The 22376-nt window shown below is 71.4% G+C and carries 24 protein-coding genes; 12 read left to right on the forward strand and 12 right to left on the reverse strand.

Going from position 1 to position 22376, the window contains the following annotated elements; translation table 11 throughout:
* Positions 1-121 precede the first annotated feature (121 nt).
* On the forward strand, positions 122-1189 hold the full coding sequence (locus C8K30_RS10725; RefSeq protein ID WP_108492880.1) for a S8 family serine peptidase: 1068 nt from the start codon (positions 122-124) through the stop codon (positions 1187-1189).
* A gap of 70 nt (positions 1190-1259) precedes the next feature.
* Here the strand turns inward: C8K30_RS10725 and C8K30_RS10730 are convergent, their stop codons facing one another.
* The 4 genes from C8K30_RS10730 to C8K30_RS10745 all read right to left on the reverse strand — a co-directional run bounded on the left by C8K30_RS10730 (position 1260) and on the right by C8K30_RS10745 (position 4552).
* Entirely contained in the window at positions 1260-1949 is a 690-nt protein-coding gene (locus tag C8K30_RS10730; protein WP_108492881.1) for a C40 family peptidase, read from the reverse strand.
* A gap of 347 nt (positions 1950-2296) precedes the next feature.
* On the reverse strand, positions 2297-2743 hold the full coding sequence (locus C8K30_RS10735) for an SRPBCC family protein (protein WP_108492882.1): 447 nt from the start codon (positions 2741-2743) through the stop codon (positions 2297-2299).
* A 64-nt stretch (positions 2744-2807) separates the two neighbouring features.
* Positions 2808-3941 (reverse strand): PASTA domain-containing protein, encoded by a 1134-nt coding sequence (locus tag C8K30_RS10740; RefSeq protein ID WP_108492883.1) that lies wholly within the window; start codon positions 3939-3941, stop codon positions 2808-2810.
* Positions 3938-4552: a SigE family RNA polymerase sigma factor gene (locus C8K30_RS10745; RefSeq protein WP_108492884.1), complete on the reverse strand. Its 615-nt coding sequence runs from the start codon at positions 4550-4552 to the stop codon at positions 3938-3940. Before C8K30_RS10745 ends, C8K30_RS10740 begins: the two co-directional genes overlap by 4 nt.
* A gap of 83 nt (positions 4553-4635) precedes the next feature.
* On the opposite strand from C8K30_RS10745, the gene C8K30_RS10750 reads away from it, so the two are divergent.
* On the forward strand, positions 4636-5745 hold the full coding sequence (locus C8K30_RS10750) for a crosslink repair DNA glycosylase YcaQ family protein (protein ID WP_108492885.1): 1110 nt from the start codon (positions 4636-4638) through the stop codon (positions 5743-5745).
* Between the two features lie 24 nt (positions 5746-5769).
* Here the strand turns inward: C8K30_RS10750 and C8K30_RS10755 are convergent, their stop codons facing one another.
* Both C8K30_RS10755 and C8K30_RS10760 read right to left on the reverse strand, forming a co-directional pair.
* Positions 5770-6504, reverse strand: a complete 735-nt coding sequence (locus tag C8K30_RS10755) for a GH25 family lysozyme (RefSeq protein WP_108492886.1) — start codon at positions 6502-6504, stop codon at positions 5770-5772.
* Complete coding sequence (locus tag C8K30_RS10760; RefSeq protein ID WP_108492887.1) at positions 6501-7019, reverse strand: DUF664 domain-containing protein; 519 nt, start codon at positions 7017-7019, stop codon at positions 6501-6503. The genes C8K30_RS10755 and C8K30_RS10760 overlap by 4 nt, the downstream gene beginning before the upstream one ends.
* A 78-nt stretch (positions 7020-7097) precedes the next feature.
* On the opposite strand from C8K30_RS10760, the gene C8K30_RS10765 reads away from it, so the two are divergent.
* Positions 7098-7355: a hypothetical protein gene (locus tag C8K30_RS10765; protein WP_108492888.1), complete on the forward strand. Its 258-nt coding sequence runs from the start codon at positions 7098-7100 to the stop codon at positions 7353-7355.
* Positions 7356-7448: 93 nt separating this feature from the next.
* On the opposite strand, the gene C8K30_RS10770 is transcribed toward C8K30_RS10765, so the two are convergent.
* Both C8K30_RS10770 and C8K30_RS10775 read right to left on the reverse strand, forming a co-directional pair.
* Positions 7449-7955: an FBP domain-containing protein gene (locus C8K30_RS10770; protein ID WP_108492889.1), complete on the reverse strand. Its 507-nt coding sequence runs from the start codon at positions 7953-7955 to the stop codon at positions 7449-7451.
* A 359-nt stretch (positions 7956-8314) separates the two neighbouring features.
* Positions 8315-9331 carry an SDR family NAD(P)-dependent oxidoreductase gene (locus C8K30_RS10775; protein ID WP_108493065.1) on the reverse strand — a complete coding sequence of 339 codons (1017 nt, stop codon included), beginning with the start codon at positions 9329-9331 and terminating at the stop codon, positions 8315-8317.
* 105 nt (positions 9332-9436) lie between these two features.
* Between C8K30_RS10775 and C8K30_RS10780 the strand changes: the two genes are divergently transcribed.
* Positions 9437-10306, forward strand: coding sequence for a helix-turn-helix transcriptional regulator (locus C8K30_RS10780; protein WP_108492890.1), 870 nt, complete (start codon positions 9437-9439; stop codon positions 10304-10306).
* On the opposite strand, the gene C8K30_RS10785 is transcribed toward C8K30_RS10780, so the two are convergent.
* The gene (locus tag C8K30_RS10785; protein ID WP_108492891.1) at positions 10303-11223 is read right to left on the reverse strand and encodes a DMT family transporter; all 921 of its coding nucleotides are present in this window, start codon (positions 11221-11223) and stop codon (positions 10303-10305) included. The genes C8K30_RS10780 and C8K30_RS10785 overlap by 4 nt on opposite strands.
* Here C8K30_RS10785 and C8K30_RS10790 point away from each other — a divergent pair.
* Positions 11222-12631 (forward strand): PLP-dependent aminotransferase family protein, encoded by a 1410-nt coding sequence (locus C8K30_RS10790; protein WP_108492892.1) that lies wholly within the window; start codon positions 11222-11224, stop codon positions 12629-12631. The two genes, C8K30_RS10785 and C8K30_RS10790, sit on opposite strands and share 2 nt — an antisense overlap.
* Before the next feature lie 10 nt (positions 12632-12641).
* Here the strand turns inward: C8K30_RS10790 and C8K30_RS10795 are convergent, their stop codons facing one another.
* Together C8K30_RS10795 and C8K30_RS10800 are read right to left on the reverse strand one after the other, a co-directional pair.
* On the reverse strand, positions 12642-12977 hold the full coding sequence (locus C8K30_RS10795; RefSeq protein ID WP_108492893.1) for a TfoX/Sxy family protein: 336 nt from the start codon (positions 12975-12977) through the stop codon (positions 12642-12644).
* Positions 12978-12987: 10 nt separating this feature from the next.
* Complete coding sequence (locus C8K30_RS10800; RefSeq protein WP_108492894.1) at positions 12988-13509, reverse strand: nitroreductase family deazaflavin-dependent oxidoreductase; 522 nt, start codon at positions 13507-13509, stop codon at positions 12988-12990.
* A 147-nt stretch (positions 13510-13656) separates the two neighbouring features.
* On the opposite strand from C8K30_RS10800, the gene C8K30_RS10805 reads away from it, so the two are divergent.
* From C8K30_RS10805 to C8K30_RS10825, 5 genes are all read left to right on the forward strand, one after another.
* Positions 13657-16635 carry a glycoside hydrolase family 2 TIM barrel-domain containing protein gene (locus C8K30_RS10805; RefSeq protein WP_108492895.1) on the forward strand — a complete coding sequence of 993 codons (2979 nt, stop codon included), beginning with the start codon at positions 13657-13659 and terminating at the stop codon, positions 16633-16635.
* Positions 16636-16719: 84 nt separating this feature from the next.
* Complete coding sequence (gene uxuA / locus C8K30_RS10810) at positions 16720-17835, forward strand: mannonate dehydratase (RefSeq protein WP_233257133.1); 1116 nt, start codon at positions 16720-16722, stop codon at positions 17833-17835.
* Positions 17836-17965: 130 nt separating this feature from the next.
* On the forward strand, positions 17966-18577 hold the full coding sequence (locus tag C8K30_RS10815; protein WP_233257106.1) for a DinB family protein: 612 nt from the start codon (positions 17966-17968) through the stop codon (positions 18575-18577).
* A gap of 138 nt (positions 18578-18715) precedes the next feature.
* Positions 18716-19120: a VOC family protein gene (locus C8K30_RS10820; protein WP_108492897.1), complete on the forward strand. Its 405-nt coding sequence runs from the start codon at positions 18716-18718 to the stop codon at positions 19118-19120.
* A gap of 50 nt (positions 19121-19170) precedes the next feature.
* On the forward strand, positions 19171-20031 hold the full coding sequence (locus C8K30_RS10825; protein WP_108492898.1) for an alpha/beta hydrolase: 861 nt from the start codon (positions 19171-19173) through the stop codon (positions 20029-20031).
* A 26-nt stretch (positions 20032-20057) separates the two neighbouring features.
* On the opposite strand, the gene C8K30_RS10830 is transcribed toward C8K30_RS10825, so the two are convergent.
* Positions 20058-20261 (reverse strand): hypothetical protein, encoded by a 204-nt coding sequence (locus tag C8K30_RS10830; RefSeq protein WP_108492899.1) that lies wholly within the window; start codon positions 20259-20261, stop codon positions 20058-20060.
* An 18-nt stretch (positions 20262-20279) separates the two neighbouring features.
* Between C8K30_RS10830 and C8K30_RS31805 the strand changes: the two genes are divergently transcribed.
* Together C8K30_RS31805 and C8K30_RS10840 are read left to right on the forward strand one after the other, a co-directional pair.
* Complete coding sequence (locus tag C8K30_RS31805) at positions 20280-20468, forward strand: AraC family transcriptional regulator (RefSeq protein ID WP_108492900.1); 189 nt, start codon at positions 20280-20282, stop codon at positions 20466-20468.
* A gap of 211 nt (positions 20469-20679) precedes the next feature.
* Positions 20680-22359, forward strand: a complete 1680-nt coding sequence (locus C8K30_RS10840; RefSeq protein WP_108492901.1) for an ABC transporter substrate-binding protein — start codon at positions 20680-20682, stop codon at positions 22357-22359.
* Positions 22360-22376 lie beyond the last annotated feature (17 nt).

Here is a 22376-nt window from a genome sequence, read left to right on the forward strand (position 1 = left end):
ATTGCGATTGTGTAAATTTCACCCGCAACCTCGCATCTGCCCTGTTCTACGCATGTCCGGCCCCCCTAAGTTTGGGCCAGTTCGGGGGTAATCAGCCCCTGTGCGAACAATGGGGGCATATATGAACAGAAGGTCACTCGTCGGCGCCGCCACCTCCGCGGCGCTCGCCGTGGCGATGCTCGTCGCCGTGGCACCGGGTGCACAGGCCGCGACCAACGACCCCCTCTGGGGCAAGCAGTGGGGCCTGAACCAGATCAAGGCGGAGGCGGCCTGGGCGACCAGCACCGGCGAAGGTGCGGTGGTGGCCGTGGTCGACACGGGCGTCGACTTCAACCAGCCCGACCTGGCAGGGCAGCTCCTGCCGGGCGCCACCTTCACCGGCTGCGCGAACGTCCGTCCGTGCGGCAAGGGGGACTTCAAGGGCCCCGACGGCAAGAACAACGGCGACGAGCACGGCACGCACGTGGCAGGCATCGTCGCCGCTGTGGCGAACAACGGCATCGGTGTCGCGGGTGTGGCACCGGACGCCAAGATCCTCCCGGTCAAGGTCCTCGAGGCCGGGTCGGGTTCGTCGCAGGACATCGCGGACGGCATCCGCTGGGCTGCCGACCATGGCGCCGACGTCATCAACCTCTCGCTGGGCTCCGGTCCGGGCGGGCAGCTGTTCACGATTCTCGGCGTCGACACCCTGATGCGCGATGCCATCGCGTACGCCCGTACCCAGGGTGTGCTCACGGTGGCAGCGGCCGGCAACTCGTCGACCCCGCTCTGCAGCGACCCGGCGTTCACCAGCGTCGCGATCTGCGTCGGGGCCACCGACTCCGCCGGTATCCACTCCTACTACTCGGAGCTGCCGATCAAGCTCGACCTGAAGAGCGTCTCGGCGCCCGGCGGTTCGGGCGGGCTGACCGGCTGCGACGGCGACGTCTGGTCCACGGTTCCCGTGGGCACCGGGTCGGACACCTGTGCCGGCGGCAGCTACGACGCCTACGCGGGTACGTCCATGGCGACGCCGCACGTGGCCGGGGTCGCGGCGCTGCTCTTCGCGCAGGGGCGCCCGACGGCCGGCGTCGAGAAGGCCATCCTGTACACGGCCCACGACCCGCTCCTGGGTCTCACGGGGCTGTGGACGCCGCTGTACGGGTACGGGATCGTCGACGCGGCCGCTGCGGTCGCGTACCGCTCGTAGCCCTGCCGGGATAGGGCGAGAGCGAGGTGGAACCGCAGCAGGACCGCGGTTCCACCTCGCTCTTCTTCTGTCAGTACGGGCGGATGTAGACCGCGTAGTCCTGCCACTGCGAGATGTAGCGCACAGGGCTGCCGTAGTTGGCGGCCTCGACCACCATGCCGCCACCGGCGTAGAGGGAGACGTGGCCCTGGGTCCACACGATGTCGCCGGGGATGGGCGACTCGACCTGGTAGCCCGCGCCCACCATGGACGACGACGAGTGCGGCAGGTCGACCCCCAGCTGCGCGTACACGTACTTGATCAGACCCGAGCAGTCGAAGCCCGTGGCCGGCGAGTCGCCGCCGTACGCGTAGGCGATGCCGACGTACTGCATGGCGATCGAGATCGCCTGGGCGCCGATGGAACCGTCGGACGCGTAGTCCGGGGTGGCCGGCTCGACGTCCTCGGTGGCCGCCGTCGTCTCGGCGTCCGGGTACGTGGTGGTCGCCACGACGCGCTCCGGCTCGGGCTCTGGAGCGGGGGTGACCTTGACGACCGTGCTCTCGATGTCGAGCTTCGCGTCGTTCGCGACCTGCACTGCCGGTGCTGCCGCGAGCTCCTTGCGAGCTTCCTGCGTCAGGGCCGTCATGTCGACGCTTGCCAGCCGGTTCGAACCGTCTCCCACGATCGCGTGTGCGCTGGGTGCGAGCGCCGTCGCGAGAAGTCCGGATGATGCCGCGATCAGTGCGCCCGAGCGGGCTGCGGTGCGGGTCACGGTCATGAAGGGAGTGCTAGGAGCATGAGCGGCGCGGTGTCGAGCGCGTCGGACGGTGGTACTCACCGAAGTTCTCCAGTCGCCGGTTGCGCGGGCCCGTACCGGTCTGGGGAATGGGGTCCACGGCTGCGCCTCCGCTGGCGCAACGGATCAGACGCTACATACGGGTTACCACCTTGTCTCGATCAGATAACAGTTGTCGTGAATAAACAGGCTGTCCGAAACGCGGGTAACTTTTCGACTTGACGTCTTTTCCCAGCGTAAGAGCCATTCTTGCCAGCAAAATGATGCCGTGGAGGGCGTTGAGAAACACCGGAGGAAATGATGCGACACGCCGGGTCTCCGACGGTGTGTCAGCTCTTGTTCCCGGCGCGAAGTTCCGATTCGGCCTTTATGCCGGCCAGCTCCGTGTCCACGAACTCCCGCGCCTTGGATCCCAGGACCAGGTTCGTCAGCCCGGCGAGCATCCCGCTCTGGGCGACGGCCAGCGTGACCTCGCACGCGCCGTCGGGCAGCGGGGTGATCCGGTGTGCCGCTCCCGTGCGGACGCCCGGGGTGCTGCTCGACCAGGAGAAGCCGAAGCCCTCGGTGAGGCCGTCGACCACCCAGATCGCCTTCGGCAGGCCCGGCTGCCAGATCTCGACGCGGGAGCCGACGACGATCGTCGTCTCGGGGCCGAGGAGCAACACTCGGCTCATGGAGCTCGTCCAGGTGGGCATGCGCTCGACGTCGGACAGAACCTGCCAGACGACGTCGGCGGGCGCCTCGATCCGGGCGCCGGTGCGGTAGGCATGGGCCACGGGCCCAGGTTACGCCGGGCTCGAGAGCAGCCGGCGCAACCTGGGCCCGTGACGAACTACCAGGTCAGGAACCCGTGGAGAGCAGGATCGTGACCGGGGCGCCCCAGGTGACCAGCGCTCCCGCTGCCGGGTCGGACGAGATGACGATCCCCTCCGGCACCGTGTCCGACTCGGCATCCTCGAACGTGCAGGCGAGATGCTCCTGCAGGCAGGCGACCTCGGCGTCCTCGCGGGTCATCGCGGTGAGGTCGGGGATCTCCGGGATGCTGTCGGCGACCTCGTCGGGGAGGTCGGTGAACTCGGTCGTCAGGTAGAGGTCCGTGCCGTGCTTCGTGTCCTGCGTCTCGAGCGGCAGGTTCCGTGCTTCGTCATAGATCACGGTCCGCACCCTGTCGTTGTCGCCGTACTGGTACGTCGCTGCGGTACCCCGGCGGCCCTCCGAGTCACGGACGTCCTGCTCGACCTCGACTCCGGCAAGGCTCGTGAGCAGCTCCCACGCCGCCGCCCGCAGCTCCGGGGAGGTCGGTGCCTGGGTGGCCAGGCGGGCCGCGGCGTCGCGCACCGCCTCCTCGCGCTCATCGGGGAAGTAACGGTCGAGCAGGGCGTCGTGCAGGGGCTCCGGCTCAGTCGGTAGCACCGCCATCTCCGCCCAGGTATAGCTGATGGTGTGCCCCTCGATGGGGATGTGGTCGCCGAGGGCCATCAGTGCCGGGCCGTAGGCAGTGAGCTCGAAGCTGACACCGTCGCCGTACCAGCTCTCGCTGCCCAGCTCGCTGCCCAGCGGCGCCTCGGGCCCGGACTCTCCGCCGGTCTGGCTCGGCGTGCTCCGGGTCACCACATGGAAGTACGTCGCGTCCCGCCAGCCTTCCGGCGGCATGACCGGGTCCATGGCCGGGTAGCTGGGCGTTTCCGGCAGGGGGTCGCCCTCGCTCGACGTCGCGGGCGGTCCGCTCGGCTCCGGCGACGGCTCCACCGCCATCGTCGCCGAACCACCCGGCAGGGCCGGAGCCTCCAGGGTGGTCGCCGCCCAGGCTCCGCCGCCCAGGGCCAGCCCAAGGGCCAGGGTGACGCCGCCCACCCGGGCGACCCGCCGTCGTCGGGCAGCGGGGACGACGTGCGTGACGTCGACGTCGATCTCCGGCGCGACCCGTGTCACCTGGGCGCGCAGGCTCTCTGCGAACTGCTCGTCGTTGTTCATGACCCGCTCCTCTCGTTCGTGGTGCCCTGTGTTGTGGTGCCTTGCACGTCGGCCGCATCGTGGATCTCGAGGACCTCACGTAGCCGGGCGATGCCGCGCGACGCCGTGGACTTGACGGTGCCGACCGAGACGCCGACCGCGTCGGCCACCTCGCGTTCCGTCAGGCCTTCGAGGTGCCGGAGCACCACGATCCGGCGCTGCTTGGTGGGGAGCACCAGCAGCGCACGGACCAGGCGGTCGCGCTCGGCGTGCAGCTCGGCCGTGCTCTCCCGGGTGCCCCGGTCGGGCAGGGTGTCGGAGGCCATGAGGACCTCCCGGCGACGACGGCGCCAGCCGTCGATCCGCGCGTTCGCCAGGACGCGCCGGGCATAGGCGAGCGGTTCGCCCTGGCGGGCCTTCGGCCACGCCAGGTACGTCTTGATCAGGGCCTGCTGGACCAGCTCCTCCGCCTGGTGCGTGTCGCCGCACAGCAACCAGGCGGTGCGAGCGAGGGCGGGGGTGGACCGGGCCATGAAGGAGGCGAACTCGGTCTCCTTCTCGGCCACCACCACGACGTCGACCTTGTGGACCTTGCCGGGGCTCGAGCGCCCCGCGACCATTGGCATGCTCATGCCCCCTTCACGGTCCAGGTCGGCAAAAGGTTGAGTGGACCGCATGACGGAGCGCTGTCGGTGTCCTTCCGTATCCTCGCCGCATGGCCACCCATCAGCTCACAGTGCAACAGGCGCGTCGCATAGCGCTCCGCGCACAGCTGCTCGACGCCCACCGGCCGGTCGACCTCGTGCACCTCGTGGAGGACCTGACGTTCCTCGCGGTGGACCCGACGTCGGCCGTGGCGCCCGCCGTGGACCTCGTCGCCTGGTCGCGGCTCGGGAACGAGTACTGGGTTGGGGCCGTCGACGACGCGATCACCGACCGCATGCTGTTCCAGCTGCGCGGCACGGTGCGCTCGATGGGCGACCTGCCGCTGTACCTGGAGCAGATGGCGCAGTGGCCGCGGAACGAGACCATGCGGGGGTGGCTCGCCGACAACGCGGACTTCGAGCGGGACGTGCTGGCGCTGGTGGAGGCGGAGGGGCCGGTGCTCGCGAAGGACGTGCCCGACACGGCCCGGGTGCCGTTCACATGGGGCGCCGAGGGCTGGAGCAGCCGGCGCAGCGTGGCCGAGATGCTCGAGGCGCTGAACATGCAGGGCAAGCTCGCGATGGTGGGGCGCAAGGGTAGGCAGCGGCTGTGGGACCTCGCAGAGCGGGTGTATCCGCAGGTGGAGGCGGTCCCGCTGGAGGAGGCGCTCCGGGAGCGGGTGGACCGGAGGCTGGCCGCGGAGGGCATCGCCCGCAAGCGGACGCAGGGCCGCTCGGGTGACGGCGTCTACTGGGTGGACCTGCCCGGCGAGGTGGTCCAGGTCGAGGGGGTCGACGGCGAGTGGCGCGTCGACCCGGAGCTGCTGGCGCGCGCGGACGACGAGTTCGAGCCCCGCACCGCCCTGCTGTGCCCGTTCGACGCGATCGCCGCGGACCGGCCCCGGCTCCTGGACCTGTTCGACTACGAGTACACGCTGGAGATGTACAAGCCGAAGGGGAAGCGGCGCTGGGGATACTTCGCGCTGCCGATCCTGCACGGGGAGCGGTTCGTGGGAAAGCTCGACGCCAAGGCGGACCGCAAGGAGAGCGTGCTGAATGTCTTCGCGGTGCACGAGGACCGGCCGTTCGACGGGGCCACCATGGACGCGGTGCATGCCGAGATCGAGCAGCTCGCGTCCTGGTTGGGGCTGGGCCGGGTCGACTACGCGAGGGACGCATGACGCGGGGTCGGCACCGGGCACGTCTCAGTCGAGGGTGAGGGCCGCCAGCTCCTCGCGCGTGCCCGCGAACACGTTCATGTCGATGTACGGCTCGACGCCGTCGTGGCCGGGCATGCGGTCGCGGTTGGAGTACTGCCAGATCGTCCAGTCGCGGCCGTCCGACAGCCGGGGCGACCACGCGACCGACCGGATCCAGATCGGCAGGTCGGGGTAGCGGTCCGCGAGGTAGAGGTCGTACGCGTCCTCGGTCGCGTACACGATTGGCGGCACGCCGTAGTGCTCCTCGATACCGGCGACGAGCGGACCGAGGATCGTGTGCACCTCGTCCGGCGTCGGCGGGTCGTCGTGGAACGCGCCGTAGAACTCGAGGTCGATGACGGGCGGGAGCGTGCCGGGAGTCGCCGGCACCTCGGCCGCGAGGTGCGCTGCCTGGTCCGCGCCCGGGCTCTCGAAGCTCATGAAGTGATACGCCCCCACGAGCAGGTCCGTCTTGGTGGCGGCCGCCCAGTTCTCGGCGAACCGCGGGTCGGTGTGCGAGGCGCCCTCGGTGGCCTTGATCCATGCGAAGTCGAGGTCCTGCGCGGCCAGCACGTCCCAGTCGATCTGCCCCTGGTAGTGCGCGACGTCCACACCCCGCACGTCGTACCTGGCGGCGAGGATCCGGTTGGGCCAGACCACCCCGTTCGCCACCAGCAGGCCGAGCGCCGCCACCACGGCGACCCCGGCCGCCGTCGTCCACAGGCCTGTGCGAGTGCTCATTCGCCCGTGGCACCGCCCGCCAGCTCGGCGGCGATGTCGAGGTGGCCCGCGTGGCGGGCGTACTCCTGCAGCACGTGGAAGCAGATCCACGCGAGCGTGGGCGGGTCCTCGGTGAACCGGCCGCCGAGCGCGCCGTGCTCGTCCATGGCGTGTGCCGAGAGCACCTCGCGGGTGGCGGCGCCGCCCGCGTGCAGGGCCTGGAGAAGCTCGTCCAGCCCGACGGCGTCGGGCACCGCCCACGGTCCGTGCGGGTCCTGACCTGCGTGGTCGCCCCACGGGCGGTCGAGCGGTTCGGCCAGGAACCCCCACCGGAACCAGCGCCGCTCCATGTGCACCAGGTGGATCAGCAGCTCGAGCGGCGACCAGCCGGACGGGAGCCGGGAGGCGCGCAGGTCGGCGTCGGGCAGGCTGCGCAGCTTCCGGTCCACCGCCTGCCGGTAGTAGTCCAGGTAGGCGGCGAACTGGGCGGCCGGGTCGGCGGAGTCGAGGCGCGGCTCGCGATCGGAGAGGGGCACGTGGTGAGGCTACGACCCGGTCGCGAACCGAGTCGCGAAAGTGCTGTGACATCCACGGGACCTCCGCGTCAGTAGTGCATGACTCAGACACGAAGCAGGACCTACGGCCTCGCCTCGAACCCCTCGGAGTGGGCAGCGCACCGTCGCGCCGTCGTCTTCTCCGTGCGGCGGATGTTCCCGGGCGTCGATGCCGAGCGCGCCGCGACGGACGGCCTGGGCGAGCTGTGCCGCCAGATAGTGATGCGCGGCGCCGTGGACCGGCCCGCCGTCGTGTGGTGCGAGGCCGCGATCGCGGCGGCCGCCCGCATGCGGACCGCTGCCGGTTCGGCGGCATGAGCCGGCGGAGGTGCGCGCAGATCCCGGCGGCTCAGCCGCACGCGCGCATGCCGGACGCACAGGCCACCGGGACCTGTGCGTCCGACGCGTACGTCAGCGCGTGCTGCCGACCTCTGCGACGAACCGTGCGGCGCGTTCGCGCAGACCCGCCATGCGGCGGTCGATGATCAGGTCACGCACGGCCGGGTCGTTGCCCGCCTCGGTGAACGTCGGCTTGCGCCGCACGTTCCGGGAGCAGCCGAACTCGGTGCAGATCAGCGTGCCGATCGTGTTGCCGTTGCGCCCCGAGGCGCCGCCCCGGCGGGCGACGTACAGGGAGACGTCGTCGGTCACGACCACGTCCTCGCACCAGGCGCACACGCCCTTGGTGCGCTTGCCGCCCGCCTTGGCGTCGGCGGCGCGGAGCAGCACGCCGGTCGGCTCGCCGTCGAGCTCGAGCACCACGTACGCGGACAGCGGCGCCTTGCGGTCGCGCCATCCGAGGTAGTCGAGGCGCTCCCAGTCGAGGGTGGCGAGGTCGGGCAGGGTCGCCTGCGCGGCCTCCCGCTTGCTCGCGTTCAGGAAGGATGCGCGGATCTGCTTCTCGGTCAGGGGATTCATGAGGGTTCTCGGCTTCCGGTCGTTCGGAATGCCACCCGCCGGCGTCCGCCGTCGAGAAAGAGTGCACGACGGCGCCACGGTCACCTCGAGCGTTCGGGTCACCGGGCCGGCAGGCGGCAGGGCAGGGGACGACGCCGCGCCCGCCCTCCGACGTCCGGCCGCATCGCACGTGACCGCCGAAGCGGTCGGTGTGACGTGCTGCCTGACCAGGTCAGAGAGTCGTGACGCGGGTACCGGGAGTGCCCGAGCAGGCCACGACGGCCACCCCGCAACCCGCGGTGAGTTCCCGCATCTCTCGCTCCTCGTGTGTGTCCGGTGAATCGGCCGGGCGATCCCGCCACACAGCCGACCGGTCGATGCTACGACAGCGGCTCGTCGAGGTGCACGTGCTTTCCGACACAGCCGACCGGCGCGTCGAGCCCCGCCGTGAGGCGGTCCGCCGCTTCCCACAGCTCGCGCTCCCGGCCGGGGTCGTACGACTCGTCCGACGACGGCTCCACCCGGTCGCGGTTCACGTACGAGCCGGTCGGCGCCGCTACCCTGCCGAGCGCGACGTCGGCGAGCTGCTGTCCGGCCACGGACGCGCTGTTCGTCAGCGGGGTCAGGTTCAGCAGCGGGAAGATCCGGCGCATGGCGAAGCGGCCCAGCGCGTCGGCGTCGCGGGTGAGCCCCGTGCCCGGGACCAGGCTCGGGTTGAACGTGACGACGTCGACCCCGGCTGGCAGCCGGCGTGCGTACTCGTGCGCGAGGTAGATGGTGGCCAGCTTGCTCGTCGAGTAGGCGGCCCGCCCGCCCCTCGTCCGGTCCGACGCCGGGAACGCGCCCGTCCGCGCCAGCACCTCCGGCGCCTGCCATACGGGCGCCGGCACGAGGCCCATGGTGTGCGCGAAGTCCCCGAAGTGGGTGTCGCTCGTGGTGATGACGATGCGGGCGGGCGCTGCGAAACGGTCCATCAGCGTCCGCAGGAGCACGTGGTTGGCGAGCACGTTCACCGTGAACGTGGCCTCGTACCCGTCGGCGCCCTCGGTGCGGGCGTTCGTGTACTGGATGCCGGCGTTGCCGACGAAGCCGCGCAGCGGCGGCAGCTCGCCCCGGTCGAGCTTCCCCGCGATCTCCGCGGCGGCCGATCGGACCTCCGCCAGCGAGCCGAGGTCTGCCGCAACGTGCGAGACCCGGCCCGCACCGGCGAGTGAGCCGTGGGCTGAGTCTCCGGCTGAACCGCCGGCCAGGCCGGACGAGAGCTCGGCGGCGAGGCGCTCGCCGGACGGGCCGCGGGTGATCAGCACGAGGTGGGCCTCGGGGTCGTCCCGCAGGATTCGCTCGGCGGCGACGCGGCCGATGCCGCGGGTCGCGCCGGTCATGACGATGGTGTGCATGAGGGCCACGCTCGCCGTCCGCGGCGTCGTCCACCAGGGTTCGGGTGAGCCTGTGGACTCGCGGTACCCACCCTCGCGCGCCGTCGGGCCGCCACACTGGTGGGCATGACGACGACACCCGGGCTGGGCTTCGGAGTGCTGGTTCACCTGTGGCGCGACAGGCTGTCCCCCGTCGACGCGGGCCTGCCGCGTTCGGCCGGGCGCCGGGCGCCGGGACTGCGGCGCGAGGAGCTCGCGCAGCTCGCCGGGCTGTCGGTGGACTACGTGCTGCGCCTGGAGCAGGGGCGCGCGACCAGCCCGTCCGCGCAGGTCGTCGCGTCGATCGCGCGGGCGCTCCAGCTCTCCCGGCCCGAGCGTGACCAGCTGTACGCGGCCGCCGGGCTCCTGCCGCCGCGGGACGGCCTGGTCAGCCTGCACGTCCCGCCGAGCGTCCAGCGGCTCACGGCCCGGCTCGGGGACTTCCCGATCGCGGTGTTCGCCGCGGACTGGACCCTGGTGTGGTGGAACGCCGTGTGGACCGCCCTGCACGGCGACCCGAACGATGTGCCGGTGAGCGAACGGAACCTCGCCCGTGCTGTGTTCGGCACCGGCCCCGCCCGGGCCGCACTGCGGCCGTCCTCGTCCGAGACGGGGGAGGAGGTGTCCGCGGCCGCCGTCGTGGCCGACCTCCGCGAGGCGACCGCCCGCTATCCCATGGACGAGCGGCTGAGCGCGCTCGTGGCCGACCTGCGCCGCGACTCCGTGGACTTCGAGCTGCTCTGGGCCACCGGTCACAGCGCGCGGCACGTCGCGGACCGGAAGACGATCCGGCACCCCGAGATCGGGGACATCACTCTCGACTGCGACGTCCTGCTGGTGCCCGGCGCCGACCTGCGCGTCGTGACCTACACCGCGGCCGAGGGCAGCCCCGACGCGGGGCGCCTCGACCTGCTCCGGGTCATCGGCGGGCAGATGGTTGCGCCCGCGCCCGGCTAGCGCAACCGCGATCGAACCGCGATCGCCGCGCAGGCGATCACTGCCGCACCGCCGAGCACGGTGGGCCACGTGAGCTGCTCGCGCAGGAGCAGCGCGGCCCAGCAGATGGTCAGCACGGGCTGGACGAGCTGGACCTGGCTGACCTGCGCCATCGGGCCGATTGCCAGACCGCGGTACCAGGCGAAGAAGCCGAGGAACATGCTCACCACCCCGAGGTACCCGAACAGGGCCCAGTCGAGCGGGGTGCCCGTCGGCGGGTGCTGCACCATCGAGAAGCCGGTGAGGAGCACCATCGGGACGCCGGCGAGCACGAGCGCCCAGGAGATCGTCTGCCAGGCGCCGAGCTCGCGGGCAAGCAGCCCACCCTCCGCGTAGCCGATCCCGCACGCGACCACGGCGGCGAGCAGGAGCAGGTCCGACCCGTGCAGCCCGCCGCCTCCGCCGCCCTGGATCGAGGCGAAGACGACCGCCGCGATCGCGCCGAGCGCCGCCATCACCCAGAACGACATCCGCGGTCGCTCGCGCCCGCGGAGCACGACCAGCACCGCCGTCACCGCGGGCAGCAGCGCGATCACGACGGCGCTGTGGCTGGCGGACGCCGTCGTGAGCGCGAACGAGGTCAGCACCGGGAAGCCGACGACCACGCCCCCCGCGACGATCGCGAGCCGCGCCCACTGGATGCCGCGGGGCCGACGCTGCCGGGTGATCGCGAGGGCGGCGGCCGCGAGCACCGCGGCGACGACCGCGCGGCCGCAGGACACGAACAGCGGTGACATCCCGCCACCGTCGACCACGACGCGGGTGAAGGGGAGGGTGAGCGAGAAGGCCGCGACCCCGAGGAAACCCCACCAGAGACCTGCGCGAGAGGTGGATAGCGGGGAGGTCGCAGCGAGAGTAGCGCTACTATTGCTCGTCATGTATGACGATAGCAGTGCTCGAATCGTCGCGGGCCTCCGCGAGTGGATAGCCGCAGCCGCGCCCGGCGCGCGGCTGCCGTCCAGCCGGGCGCTCGTGGCGCAGTACGGTGCCAGCCCGGTCACCGTGCAGAAGGCGCTGCGCACCCTGACGTCGCAGGGTGCGGTGGAGACCCGGCCGGGCGTCGGGACGTTCGTCCGGGCGGTGCGGGTGGCGCGCCCCAACGACTACGGCTGGCAGACGGCCGCGCTCGGTCCCCGGCCGAAGGCCGTCCAGCAGCTGTCCAGAGCCCTGCACTCCGTTCCGAACGACGTGATCGCGCTCCACTCGGGCTACCCGGACCGCGAGCTGCTGCCCGAGCGCCTGGTTCGGGCCGCCTTCAACCGTGCAGCCCGCAGCGAGGCCGCCGTGACCAGGTCACCGGCCGCCGGCGTCCCGGAGCTGCAGGCGTGGTTCGCGGCCGAGCTCGGCGCCGCATCGCCCGTGGGCATCGCGCCGCCGGCGCCCAGCGACGTCGTCGTCTTTCCCGGCAGTCAGGCCAGTCTCAGCACCACCTTTCGCGCACTGGTCGGCGCGGGCAGGCCGCTCCTGGTGGAGTCGCCGACGTACTGGGGCGCCCTCCTCGCCGCCGACCAGGTCGGTGTGCAGGTGGTGCCGGTGCCCAGCGGCCCCCAGGGGCCGGACCCGGATGCGCTCGCGCGCGCCTTCGCCCAGACGGGTGCGCGTGCCTTTTATGCGCAGCCGCACTTCGCCAACCCGACCGGCGCACGCTGGTCGCCCGAGCTGTCCGACGAGGTGCTCCGGATGGCGCGCGAACACGGCGCCTATGTGATCGAGGACGACTGGGCGCACGACTTCGGGATCACCCAGGACGTGGTCCCGCTCGCGGCCCGGGACGACGGCGGGCACGTCGTCTACCTGCGCTCTCTGGCCAAGTGCGTCTCGCCGGCGGTGCGGGTGGCCGGGCTCGTCGCCCGAGGCCCCGCCCGCGAGCGGATCCTCGCCGGCGCGCAGGCCGAGTCGATGTACGTGAGCGGCATGCTGCAGACCGCCGCGCTCGACGTCGTGACGCAGCCCGCCTGGCGTACCCACCTGCGCGGCCTGCGGCAGCAGCTCGCCGCCCGCCGCGACCTGCTGCTCGGCGCGCTCCGGGAACACGTCCCGGCCGCCCGCGTCGAGCACGTGCCGCAGGGCGGCCTGAACCTCTGGGTCCGGTTCCCGGATACCACCGACACCGCGCGCCTGGTCCAGGACTGTGAGGCCGCCGGCGTCGTCGTGGCAGCGGGCGACGAGTGGTTCCCGGCCGAGCCGACCGGCGCCTACCTGCGGCTCAACTACTCGGGACCGAACCCGGGGGCGTTCCCGGAGGGCGCGCGCGTGATCGGGGAGATGCTGGCGCGGCAGGCTTGACGGTCGGCGGCTACTGCTTGGGCGGCAACGAGCGGGCGTAGCTCACCCCGCGCTGCGCCCAGGTCGAGACCTCGGCCTCGGTGTTGAGGTCGTCCGCGCCGACGTTCAGCCAGCCGCTCATGACGCGTCCGCCCATCACCGCGCGCGTGGCGGCAGTCGTGGAAACCAGCTCTTCGGCGGTGTCGGCCCCGACACGCACCAGGATCCCGCCCCTGCTGCTCACGGCCACTGCGAGGTTGCCGTTGACCATGAAGGCCAGCCCGCCGAACATGCGCCGCTCGGTGATGGCGGACTCGCCGTCGAGGGCGCCCCGAATCTCGTCCGCGAGGGCCAGGTCGTATGCCATGCGATCGAGGCTACGCGGACGGCAGGGAACGGGAGCGGTCGGCATTCTCGGCCAGCCGCTCCAGGCGGAACAGCCGCACCACTCGCCCCGACTCCCGCTCGTAGGCGCGGTAGCCGGGCCACTGCGACTCGATACGTGCCCACGTGGCGTCCCGCTCGTCGTCGCCGATGAGCGTTGCCCGGACCGGCATCCGCCGACCGCGCACGCTGATCGCCGCGTCCGGGTGCGCCAGCAGGTTGTAGGTCCATGCCGGGTGCCGCCCCTGGGCGAACGCGGAGCCCGCCACGATCGCCCGGCCCGGCCCGTCGGGTGTGTACATCAGGTAGGTATCGCGCGGCTCCCCCGACTTCGCCCCCGTCGAGTGCAGGACGAGCGACGGCACCAGCAGCGCGCTGATCTGCAGCCTTCCGCCGGAGCACCAGGCGAGAAAGCGCTCGGCCGGCGGCAGGAGCACGGGGCCGGCGGCGCGGAACGCCCGCGTGCGCGTCAGCGGGGCGATCGCGGAGCGGACGGCGTGCAGCAGACTGGCCATCTGTCCATCATCCGACGCCGGCCCGCCGACGGCCCGTCCCGTACATGCGCGCCGCGGCTCTGGACGGCCGTTCAACGTTGAACGCACCCCGGTGTACCGTCACGATCGGCACTTCCGCTTCCCCACCCGACGCCGCCTGGAGGAGTCATGACCATCACCCACGAGTCCGTCGCTACGCCGGACGGCGTCGTCGCACCGCGATTCCGCCCGCCGGCCGGCGCCTCCAGCGCCGCCGCCCTGTCGCTCGACGGCGAGTGGCGGTTCCGGCTGTTCCCGCACCCCGACACGGGCGTGGACCGCGCGGAGCCCGGCGACGACTGGGACCGCCTGGCCGTGCCCGGACACTGGCAGCTCGCCGAGGCCCCGAATGCCTGGCCGTACGGGACGCCCGCGTACACCAACGTCCTGTTCCCGTTCCCGGTAGAGCCGCCGCACGTGCCCAACGACAACCCGACGGGCGAGTACCGCACGACGCTCCGGCTGCCTGCGGACTGGCCGGACGGCGGCCGCACCCTGCTGCGGTTCGAGGGCGTGGACTCCTGGTTCCAGGTGGCGCTCGACGGCGAGCTGCTCGCCACGTCGCACGGCTCCCGCCTGCCCACCGAGGTCGACCTCACCGGCCGGCTGCGGCAGGGTGGCGAGCACCTGCTCGCCGTCCGCGTCACCCAGTGGTCGGCCATGTCGTACGCCGAGGACCAGGACCAGTGGTGGCTCTCGGGCATCTTCCGCGGCGTCACGCTGGAGCACCGCCCCGACGGCGCCCTCGACGACGTCCGCGTGCACGCGGACTACGACCACGCGACCGGCGTCGGCACGCTGCGGGTGGACGCCGCAACCGTCGTGGCCGGACCGGGCGCGGTGGCCGCGCGAGTGGCGGTGCCGGAGCTCGGCGTCGAGGCGGCGGCCGGCGAGGAGCTGCGCGTAGCCGTCGAGCCGTGGAGCGCCGAACGGCCGCGGCTCTACGACGTCGTCGTCTCGACCGACACCGAGACTGTGACGCTCGCGGTCGGCTTCCGCACGATCTCGATCGAGGACGGGGTGTTCCTCGTCAACGGGCGGCCGATCAAGCTGCGCGGCGTCAACCGGCATGAGTTCGACCCCCTGCGCGGACGTGCAGTGACCCCCGAGCGGATGCTCGAGGACGTGCTGCTCATGAAGCGGCACCACATCAACGCCGTCCGGACGAGCCACTACCCGCCGCACCCGCACTTCCTCGACCTGTGCGACCGCCACGGGCTCTACGTCATCGACGAGAACGACCTGGAGACGCACGGCTTCGAGATCGACGGCTGGGTCGGCAACCCGGTCGACGACCCGGACTGGACCGACGTGCTCGTCGACCGCGTCACCCGGATGGTGCGCCGCGACGCCCACCACGCGAGCATCATCATGTGGTCGCTCGGCAACGAGGCGGGGGTGGGCCGCAACATCGCCGCGATGGCCGACGCCATCCGCGACCTCGACCCGAGCCGCCCCATCCACTACGAGGGCGACTGGTCGAGCGACCACGTCGACGTGTACTCCCGGATGTACGCCGACAGCGAGGAGGTCGACCTCATCGGCCAGGGCATCGAGCCGCCGTTCGAGCGCGCCGACGCCGATGCCCGCCGTCGGGCCATGCCGTTCCTCCAGTGCGAGTACGCGCACGCCATGGGCAACGGCCCGGGCGGCCTCGCCGACTACGACGTGCTCTTCGACCGGTACCCGCGCCTGCTCGGCGGCTTCATCTGGGAGTGGATCGACCACGGCCTGACCCGCGCGGACGACGACGGGGTCCTGTTCTCGGCGTACGGCGGCGACTTCGGCGAACGCCTCCACGACGGCACGTTCATCGCCGACGGCCTGCTCCTTCCGGACCGCACGCCCTCGCCCGGGCTGCTCGAGACGGCCGCGGTGTTCGCGCCCATCCGCATCGACGCTCAGGACGACGGCTCGCTGCTCGTCCGCAACCGCTACGCCTTCCGGGACACGAGCCACGCCGAGCTCCGCTGGACCCTGCACACCGGCGCGGAGGAGCTCGCGGCGGGCACGCTCGACCTGGTGCTCGACGCCGGGACCGAGACGGTGGTGCGGCCGCCGTCGGACCTGTCGCTGCCGGAGCCGGGCGAGGCGCCGGTCTGGTGGACCCTGCGCGCCGTCCAGCAGAAGGGGGACGCACTGGAGGACGCTTGGCTCGAGCCCGGGTTCGAGCTCGGTGCCGGCCAGCTCCTCCTCGTCGAGCCGGCGCCGCTCGCGGCCCCGGCCGGCCGGGTGACCACCGAGGCCGACGGCGGGTTCCGGGCCGGCCCGGCCCGGTTCGACAGCAGGGGCGGCCTTCGCGAGCTCGCGGGCCGAGCGGTGCACGCCTTCCGGGTCGACGCCTGGCGGGCACCGACCGACAACGACCGCCGCCCCGGCAAGGGGGAGAAGTCCGACGAGCAGACGTGGTACCGGGCGGGCCTGACCCTGCTCGGCGAGCGTTTCGCCGGCGTCGACGTCGGCGAGGACGGGGCGCTGGAGATCGACTCGCGCGTCGCGGGGCCGGCGATCCGTACGGGCTTCGCCACGCGCTACCGCTGGCAGCCGGTCACCGACGCTCCCGACGCCGTGGACCTGATCCTCGACATCCAGCCGGAGGGGCCCGCGCCGGAGAGCGTCGCCCGCCTGGGTCTGCTGCTCGCCCTCGACGAGCCGCGGGCCGCGGAGGCGGGCGTGCGCTGGACCGGCCTCGGCCCCGACGAGTCGTACGCCGACTCGACGGTGGCTGCCCTCGGGGGCGCGTGGCAGCACACCGTCGCCGACTGGCAGACCCGGTACACCCACCCGCAGGAGAACGGTGCGCGGCGCGGCGTCACGAGCGCCGTCCTGTCCTTCGCCGACGGCTCCGGCCTGCGGATCGACTCCGGTGAGGTGACGATCGGCGGCCGGCCGCAGGTCGGGTTCGAGCTGTCGCTGCGCCCGTGGTCCGACGAGGCGCTGGACCGTGCGGCGCACCCGCACGAGCTCGTGCCGGACGGCCGGCTGTGGCTGCACCTCGACGCCGCCCAGCACGGCGTCGGCAGTGCCGCCTGCGGACCGGGCGTCCTGCCGAACGCGCAGCTGCACGCCGAGCCGGTCCGGATGCGTCTGCGGTTCACCACTCTGTGAGCACCGTGCCCGCCCCGCTCGTCGGGGCGGGCATGATGTATACAAGAGCGGTTATACAAGCACGACGAGGAGAGCGCTGTGAAGATGGGCTTCCGCTGGTACGGCGAGGGCAACGACACCGTGACCCTGGATCACGTACGCCAGATCCCTGGCGTGGAGACCATCGTGTGGAGCCTGCACCACAAGCAGGCCGGCGAGGTGTGGGCGCAGGCGGAGATCGACGCCGAGATCGCGAAGATCACGGGCCTGTCCGACGAGGCGCAGGCCCGGGGGATCACCAGGACGTTCGACGCCGAGGTGGTCGAGTCGGTCAACGTGCACGAGTCGATCAAGCTCGGCCGGACCGTGCTCGGGCTGAGCCGCGACGAGGCGATCGAGAACTACATCACGACGATCCGTCGCCTCGGCCGAGCGGGCGTGAAGGTCGTCTGCTACAACTTCATGCCCGTCTTCGACTGGCTGCGCACCGACCTGTGGCACCCCCTGCCGGACGGCTCGACCGCCCTGTTCTACGAGAAGGCCGTGGTCGACAAGATGTCGCCCGAGTCCCTCATCGCGGAAATGGAGGCGAACACGCACGGGCTCACGCTCCCGGGCTGGGAGCCGGAGCGGCTGGCGAGCTTCAGCGAGCTCAACGCGGCGTACGAGGGCGTGACCCACGACGACATGTACGCCAACTACAAGTACTTCCTCGACGCGGTCATCCCCACCTGCGAGGAGGTCGACGTGAAGCTCGGCGTGCACCCTGACGACCCGCCCTTCGACGTCTTCGGGTGGCCGCGCGTGGTCTCCAGCAAGGAGGGCATCGCGCGGGTGCTCGACCTGAACCCGAGCCCGTACAACGGCCTCACGCTGTGCCTGGGCAGCTTCTCCGCGAACCCCGAGCACGACGCCGTAGACGCCGTGCGCACCTTCATGGACCGCATCCACTTCTCGCACGTGCGCAACATCAAGCACTTCGACAACGGGGACTTCACCGAGGTGGCGCACCGCGCGTCCGAGGGCAGCGTGGACACGACGGGGATCATGAAGGCTTACGCCGAGGCGGGCTACCAGGGCTACATCCGGCCCGACCACGGCCGCCACCTGTGGGACGAGAACACCACGAACAAGCCCCGCCCCGGGTACGGGCTCTACGACCGGGCGCTCGGCATCCAGTACCTCCTCGGCGCGTGGGACGCGTTCCGCTACGTTCCCTAGCTGCTGCACCGTTGCCCGCGGCGGGCATGTTCGAAGCCGCGGGACTCGTCGAGGTCGCCCGCCGGCGGACCGCGCGCGGTGACGCGATTTTCCGTGGCGAGCTGATGCGGTACGGGTCCACCCTGGCCGTATGGAACAACGGGAGCACGACGCCGAAGAGCCGGAGACGACCAGGTGGACGCAGTCGACCGTCTACCCCGACATGTGGGTCGACCCGGACGACGATCCGCGTGAGACCGATACCCCGATCGACGACGAGCGCGGCACGCTGCTCGAATATCTCCGCTACTACCGCCTCACGCTGGAGCTCAAGTGCGCGGGCCTCGACGCCGAGCAGCTCGCCCGGCGGTCGGCACCGCCGTCCACTATGTCCCTGCTCGGGCTGGTGCGGCACCTCGCATCCGGTGAGCGGCACCTGCGCCGGGTGATGACGGGTGAGGACGCGCCGGAGCTGTACCGCACCGACGAGGACCGGGAAGGCGACTGGACCGGTGCCGTCGCCGACCCGGCGGTCGCCGCCGACGCCTGGCGACAGTGGCATACCGAGATGGAGGCCACCGACAGGTACCTGGCCGGTGTCTCCGACCTCGGCACGTGGAACGTCGGCGTGTCCGACTTCGGCCCGGACGGCGCGGACCTGCAGCTTCGAGACGCCGTCCTGGGGCAGATCGTGGAGTATGCCCGACACTGCGGGCACGCCGACATCCTGCGCGAGCGGATCGACGGCCGCGTCGGCCAGTGAGCGCGGGCGGGTGATGTCCGGCCGGTGCGGGTCGCCTGCCTTGCGTCCACGCCCGACCGTGCGACTCTTGAAGGGACTGACGCCCCGCGGCGCGCCCTGTGGTGCGGTCGCCGCCGGTCACAAGGGAGTGAGACAGCGATGGTCAACGTACGAAGTGTGTATCCGAGCTTCTCGGCGAACGACATCGATGCGGCCCGCGCGTTCTACGCGGACACGCTAGGACTGCGGGTGACGCCTCTCCCCGAAGCGGGAGGCCTGGTGCTCAACCTCGACGGCGGCACCTCGGTGTTCGTCTACGCGAAGGAAAACCACCAGCCGGCGACGTTCACCGTGCTGCACCTGGCGGTCGACGACGTCGACCAGGTGGTCGACGAGCTCACCGCCAAAGGCGTGACCTTCGAGCGGTACGAGGGGTTCGACCAGGACGAGAAGGGCATCGCGCGCGGGTTCATGGAGGGCGGCGACGGCGCCTGGTTCACCGACCCGGCAGGCAACGTCGTCGGGCTCGCGGACGGCGAGGGGATGCAGAAGCTCCTCGGGTGAGGTCAAGCCGTGCCGGACCGCGTGGTCCGGCCCGGCTAGCATCTGACGTCATGTCCGCGACGTTCGTGCTGGTCCATGGCGCCTTCGCCAACTCGTTCTCGTTCGCCCCGCTCCAGGCCGAGCTTGCCCTGCTGGGCCACCGCTCGGCGGCGGTCGACCTGCCCGGCCACGGCTTCGAGGCGACCTACCCCGCCGCCTACCAGGCTCCGCAGGACCCGGAGGGCCTCGCGACGACGCCCGGCAGCATCAAGGGCGTGACCCTGGCCGACAACGCGGCCCGCGTCATCGAGGTGCTCGAACGCGCCAAGCAGCACGGGCCGGTGATCCTGGTCGGCCACAGCCGGGGCGGCGCCACGCTCACAGCCGTCGGCAACGCCCGCCCGGACCTGGTCGACCGGATCGTCTACGTCTCCGCGTGGGCACCGGTCGACCTCGACGTGGGCGCCTACTACGCCGAGCCCGAGATGGCCACCGTCGATGCCGGGGCGCTCGCGGGCGCGCTGGCGGCCGACCCGGCTGCGCTCGGCCTGCTGCGGTCCAACTTCCGGACCGCCGACCCGGCCGTGCTCGCCGGCTTCAAGGAGGCGTTCTTCGCCGACGGCACCGACGACGAGTTCTTCACCTTCCTCAACACCTTCCAGCCCGACGAGAACCTCGACGCGGGCACGTCGGCCGACCGGGCCCAGGCGGAGACCTGGGGCACGATCCCCAGGAGCTACGTGCGGCTCAGCGAGGACACGAGCATTCCGCCGGCCATGCAGGACCGGATGATCCGCGAGGGCGACGCGCTCACGCCGGACAACCCGTACGACGTGCACACCCTGGAGTCCAGCCACCTGCGGTGGCTGGTGCACCCCGGTCCGGCGGCGGAGCTGCTGGCGGGGCTCGCGGTCAGCGCGGATCGCGCCTAGGAGGTCCAACGCGGCCGATCTCGAGCTCACGGATTCGCGCGGCGGCCGGCCCGGTCCCGGATCCATCGATACCCGAGTGCCACCGCCACCACCACGAGGGCATACACCGACCGCCAGCCGGACTGCACCAGGGCGACCATGAACACCGGGACGAGGGCGAGATTTGCGACCCGCACCGCAGCGGCGGGCAGCGGCAGTACGTCGCGCGGGCGGTCCCGCAGACGCCGCATGGCCGGCTCGGCCCGACGATGGAATGGTTGCTCGGGGATCTGCGGACCCCGCGGACCGTCGAGGACATGGCGCGGCAGGCAGGGCTGAGTCGGCGGCACTTCATCCGCCGGTTTCAGGAGCAGACCGGGTCCGGGGTGCACGTCGACAGTCGACAGCCGGCTCACACCTGCATGTCGACGAACGGCTACGTGCGTCTCGCGAGGTGAAACGCCGTCTCTCTCGGGTCGCTCCAAGGGGCTGGCGAGTGGTCCGGCGTCTCGTGATTCACCTCACAATGATCTCAACCTGGTAACGATAACGCCATTTATGCGGTTGCCCTCTCCCGCTGATCGCCGATCTTTAGTTAGGTCTCCTTCCGTACGAACTCGGTGGAACAGCGCGGCGCCGTCGCGAGCCGCCGACGCGAGAGGAACGACCATGATCCGACGACGTGTCCGCAAGGGGATGCTCCTTGCTGCCGTACTCACCACCGTCACCTTTCTGGCGGCCGGCTGCTCAGGCACCGCCGAATCCGCCGATGGACCCGCCGACCGCACGCTCAACGTGTGGGCCGGCAGCCAGACCCCCATCGCCGCGAACTTCAACCCCTATGCGCCGACCGTGCTGCACGGCGCGCTCGGCCCGGTCTACGAGACGCTCTTCCTGTACAACAAGGTCGGCACCGGCGACCCCGTCCCGATGCTCGGCGACTCGTTCTCCTGGAACGAGGACGGCACCGTCCTCACCATCAAGATCCGCGAGGGCGTCCAGTGGAGCGACGGCGAGGACTTCACCGTCGACGACGTCATCTACTCGCTGACGAGCGAGGTCGCGAAGTCGCCGCAGCTCGTCTCGGCCGAGGCGACCGATGACACCACCGTCGAGGTCACGTACGACTCGCCCCAGTTCACCAACGAGGTCGGGATCCTCGGCAGCACGTGGATGCTGCCAGAGCACATCTGGGCCGGGAAGTCGGTCGAAGAGGCCACCACCTGGGCCAACGAGGCACCGGTCGGCACCGGCCCCTACACCGTCGACAGCGTCTCGGAGGCGTCCTACACGCTCGTCGCCAACGAGAGCTACTGGCAGGAGGGCAAGCCGGAGGTCAAGAAGGTGCGCTACCTCGGTATCGACGCCAACGCCTCGGCCGAGGACCTGCTCAAGTCGGGCGACCTCGACTGGACGGGCATGTTCGTGCCCGACCCCGAGGGTATCGCCGCGGCCGGCGGTCCGGCCGGCTACGTGAACACCCCGCAGGACCCGACGGTGCTGTACACCTGCGCCAACGCTGAGTTGGGCTGCAAGGGCCCGCAGACCGACGTCGCGGTGCGCCAGGCGCTCAACCTCGCCATCGATCGCGGCACCATCAACGAGAAGGCATTCGTCGGGCTCGCTGCCCCGATCTCGCCCACCTTCGCGCTCCTCGGCCGCGACGACAAGTGGATCTCCGCCGACGTCGAGAAGGAGAGCCCCCAGACCGGCGACCCGGAGGCCGCCGCGGCGATCCTCGAGGAGGCCGGTTACACCAAGGACGCCGACGGCGTCTACGCGAAGGATGGCGTCAAGGTCGAGCTCACCCTCACCTCGGTAGAGGGCTGGACGGACTACAACGACGCCGCGAAGCTGATCGAAGAGCAGGTCGCGGCCGCCGGAATCAAGGTGACGGCGTCGACGGCCACGTGGCAGGAGTTCTCCGACTCTCGCCAGTCCGGTGACTTCCAGCTCATCATGGGCGGCGTAGTCGGCACCAGCGTCGCCGACCCGTTCCAGATCTACCGCGACTGGTTCTCGGGCGACTACACCCAGCCGGTCGGCAAGGCGCTCGAGCCCGGCGAGTGGAACTTCACGCGCTACTCGAACCCCAAGGTCGACGCGGCGGTCGCGGACGCCGCGGCAGCGAACGACGACGAGACGAAGCTGGCCGCGTACGCGGTGATCCAGGACGAGATCACCCGGGACCTGCCCTACATCCCGATGGAGATCAACGCGACGCAGACGTTCTACAACGACGCCGACTACACCGGCTGGCCCACGGAGGAGGACCTGTACGCGTTCCCGCCGTCGTGGGGTTCGGTCTCCGCCGGCTACATCCTGGCGAACCTGAAGCCGGTCGAGTGATGACGAGGACCCGAGGA

Source organism: Promicromonospora sp. AC04 (genome assembly GCF_003058225.1).
GTDB lineage: Bacteria > Actinomycetota > Actinomycetes > Actinomycetales > Cellulomonadaceae > Promicromonospora.

Excerpts from the sequence above, each read along its gene's own strand:
- C8K30_RS10725 (WP_108492880.1), top strand. The coding sequence starts at position 122 with ATGAACAGAAGGTCACTCGTCGGCGCCGCCACCTCCGCGGCGCTCGCC.
- C8K30_RS10730 (WP_108492881.1), bottom strand. The coding sequence starts at position 1,949 with ATGACCGTGACCCGCACCGCAGCCCGCTCGGGCGCACTGATCGCGGCA.
- C8K30_RS10740 (WP_108492883.1), bottom strand. The coding sequence starts at position 3,941 with ATGAACAACGACGAGCAGTTCGCAGAGAGCCTGCGCGCCCAGGTGACA.
- C8K30_RS10745 (WP_108492884.1), bottom strand. The coding sequence starts at position 4,552 with ATGAGCATGCCAATGGTCGCGGGGCGCTCGAGCCCCGGCAAGGTCCAC.
- C8K30_RS10750 (WP_108492885.1), top strand. The coding sequence starts at position 4,636 with ATGGCCACCCATCAGCTCACAGTGCAACAGGCGCGTCGCATAGCGCTC.
- C8K30_RS10755 (WP_108492886.1), bottom strand. The coding sequence starts at position 6,504 with ATGAGCACTCGCACAGGCCTGTGGACGACGGCGGCCGGGGTCGCCGTG.
- C8K30_RS10765 (WP_108492888.1), top strand. The coding sequence starts at position 7,098 with ATGACTCAGACACGAAGCAGGACCTACGGCCTCGCCTCGAACCCCTCG.
- C8K30_RS10770 (WP_108492889.1), bottom strand. The coding sequence starts at position 7,955 with ATGAATCCCCTGACCGAGAAGCAGATCCGCGCATCCTTCCTGAACGCG.
- C8K30_RS10775 (WP_108493065.1), bottom strand. The coding sequence starts at position 9,331 with ATGCACACCATCGTCATGACCGGCGCGACCCGCGGCATCGGCCGCGTC.
- C8K30_RS10780 (WP_108492890.1), top strand. The coding sequence starts at position 9,437 with ATGACGACGACACCCGGGCTGGGCTTCGGAGTGCTGGTTCACCTGTGG.
- C8K30_RS10790 (WP_108492892.1), top strand. The coding sequence starts at position 11,222 with ATGTATGACGATAGCAGTGCTCGAATCGTCGCGGGCCTCCGCGAGTGG.
- C8K30_RS10785 (WP_108492891.1), bottom strand. The coding sequence starts at position 11,223 with ATGACGAGCAATAGTAGCGCTACTCTCGCTGCGACCTCCCCGCTATCC.
- C8K30_RS10795 (WP_108492893.1), bottom strand. The coding sequence starts at position 12,977 with ATGGCATACGACCTGGCCCTCGCGGACGAGATTCGGGGCGCCCTCGAC.
- C8K30_RS10800 (WP_108492894.1), bottom strand. The coding sequence starts at position 13,509 with ATGGCCAGTCTGCTGCACGCCGTCCGCTCCGCGATCGCCCCGCTGACG.
- C8K30_RS10805 (WP_108492895.1), top strand. The coding sequence starts at position 13,657 with ATGACCATCACCCACGAGTCCGTCGCTACGCCGGACGGCGTCGTCGCA.
- uxuA (WP_233257133.1), top strand. The coding sequence starts at position 16,720 with ATGGGCTTCCGCTGGTACGGCGAGGGCAACGACACCGTGACCCTGGAT.
- C8K30_RS10815 (WP_233257106.1), top strand. The coding sequence starts at position 17,966 with ATGGAACAACGGGAGCACGACGCCGAAGAGCCGGAGACGACCAGGTGG.
- C8K30_RS10820 (WP_108492897.1), top strand. The coding sequence starts at position 18,716 with ATGGTCAACGTACGAAGTGTGTATCCGAGCTTCTCGGCGAACGACATC.
- C8K30_RS10825 (WP_108492898.1), top strand. The coding sequence starts at position 19,171 with ATGTCCGCGACGTTCGTGCTGGTCCATGGCGCCTTCGCCAACTCGTTC.
- C8K30_RS10830 (WP_108492899.1), bottom strand. The coding sequence starts at position 20,261 with ATGCGGCGTCTGCGGGACCGCCCGCGCGACGTACTGCCGCTGCCCGCC.
- C8K30_RS31805 (WP_108492900.1), top strand. The coding sequence starts at position 20,280 with ATGGAATGGTTGCTCGGGGATCTGCGGACCCCGCGGACCGTCGAGGAC.
- C8K30_RS10840 (WP_108492901.1), top strand. The coding sequence starts at position 20,680 with ATGATCCGACGACGTGTCCGCAAGGGGATGCTCCTTGCTGCCGTACTC.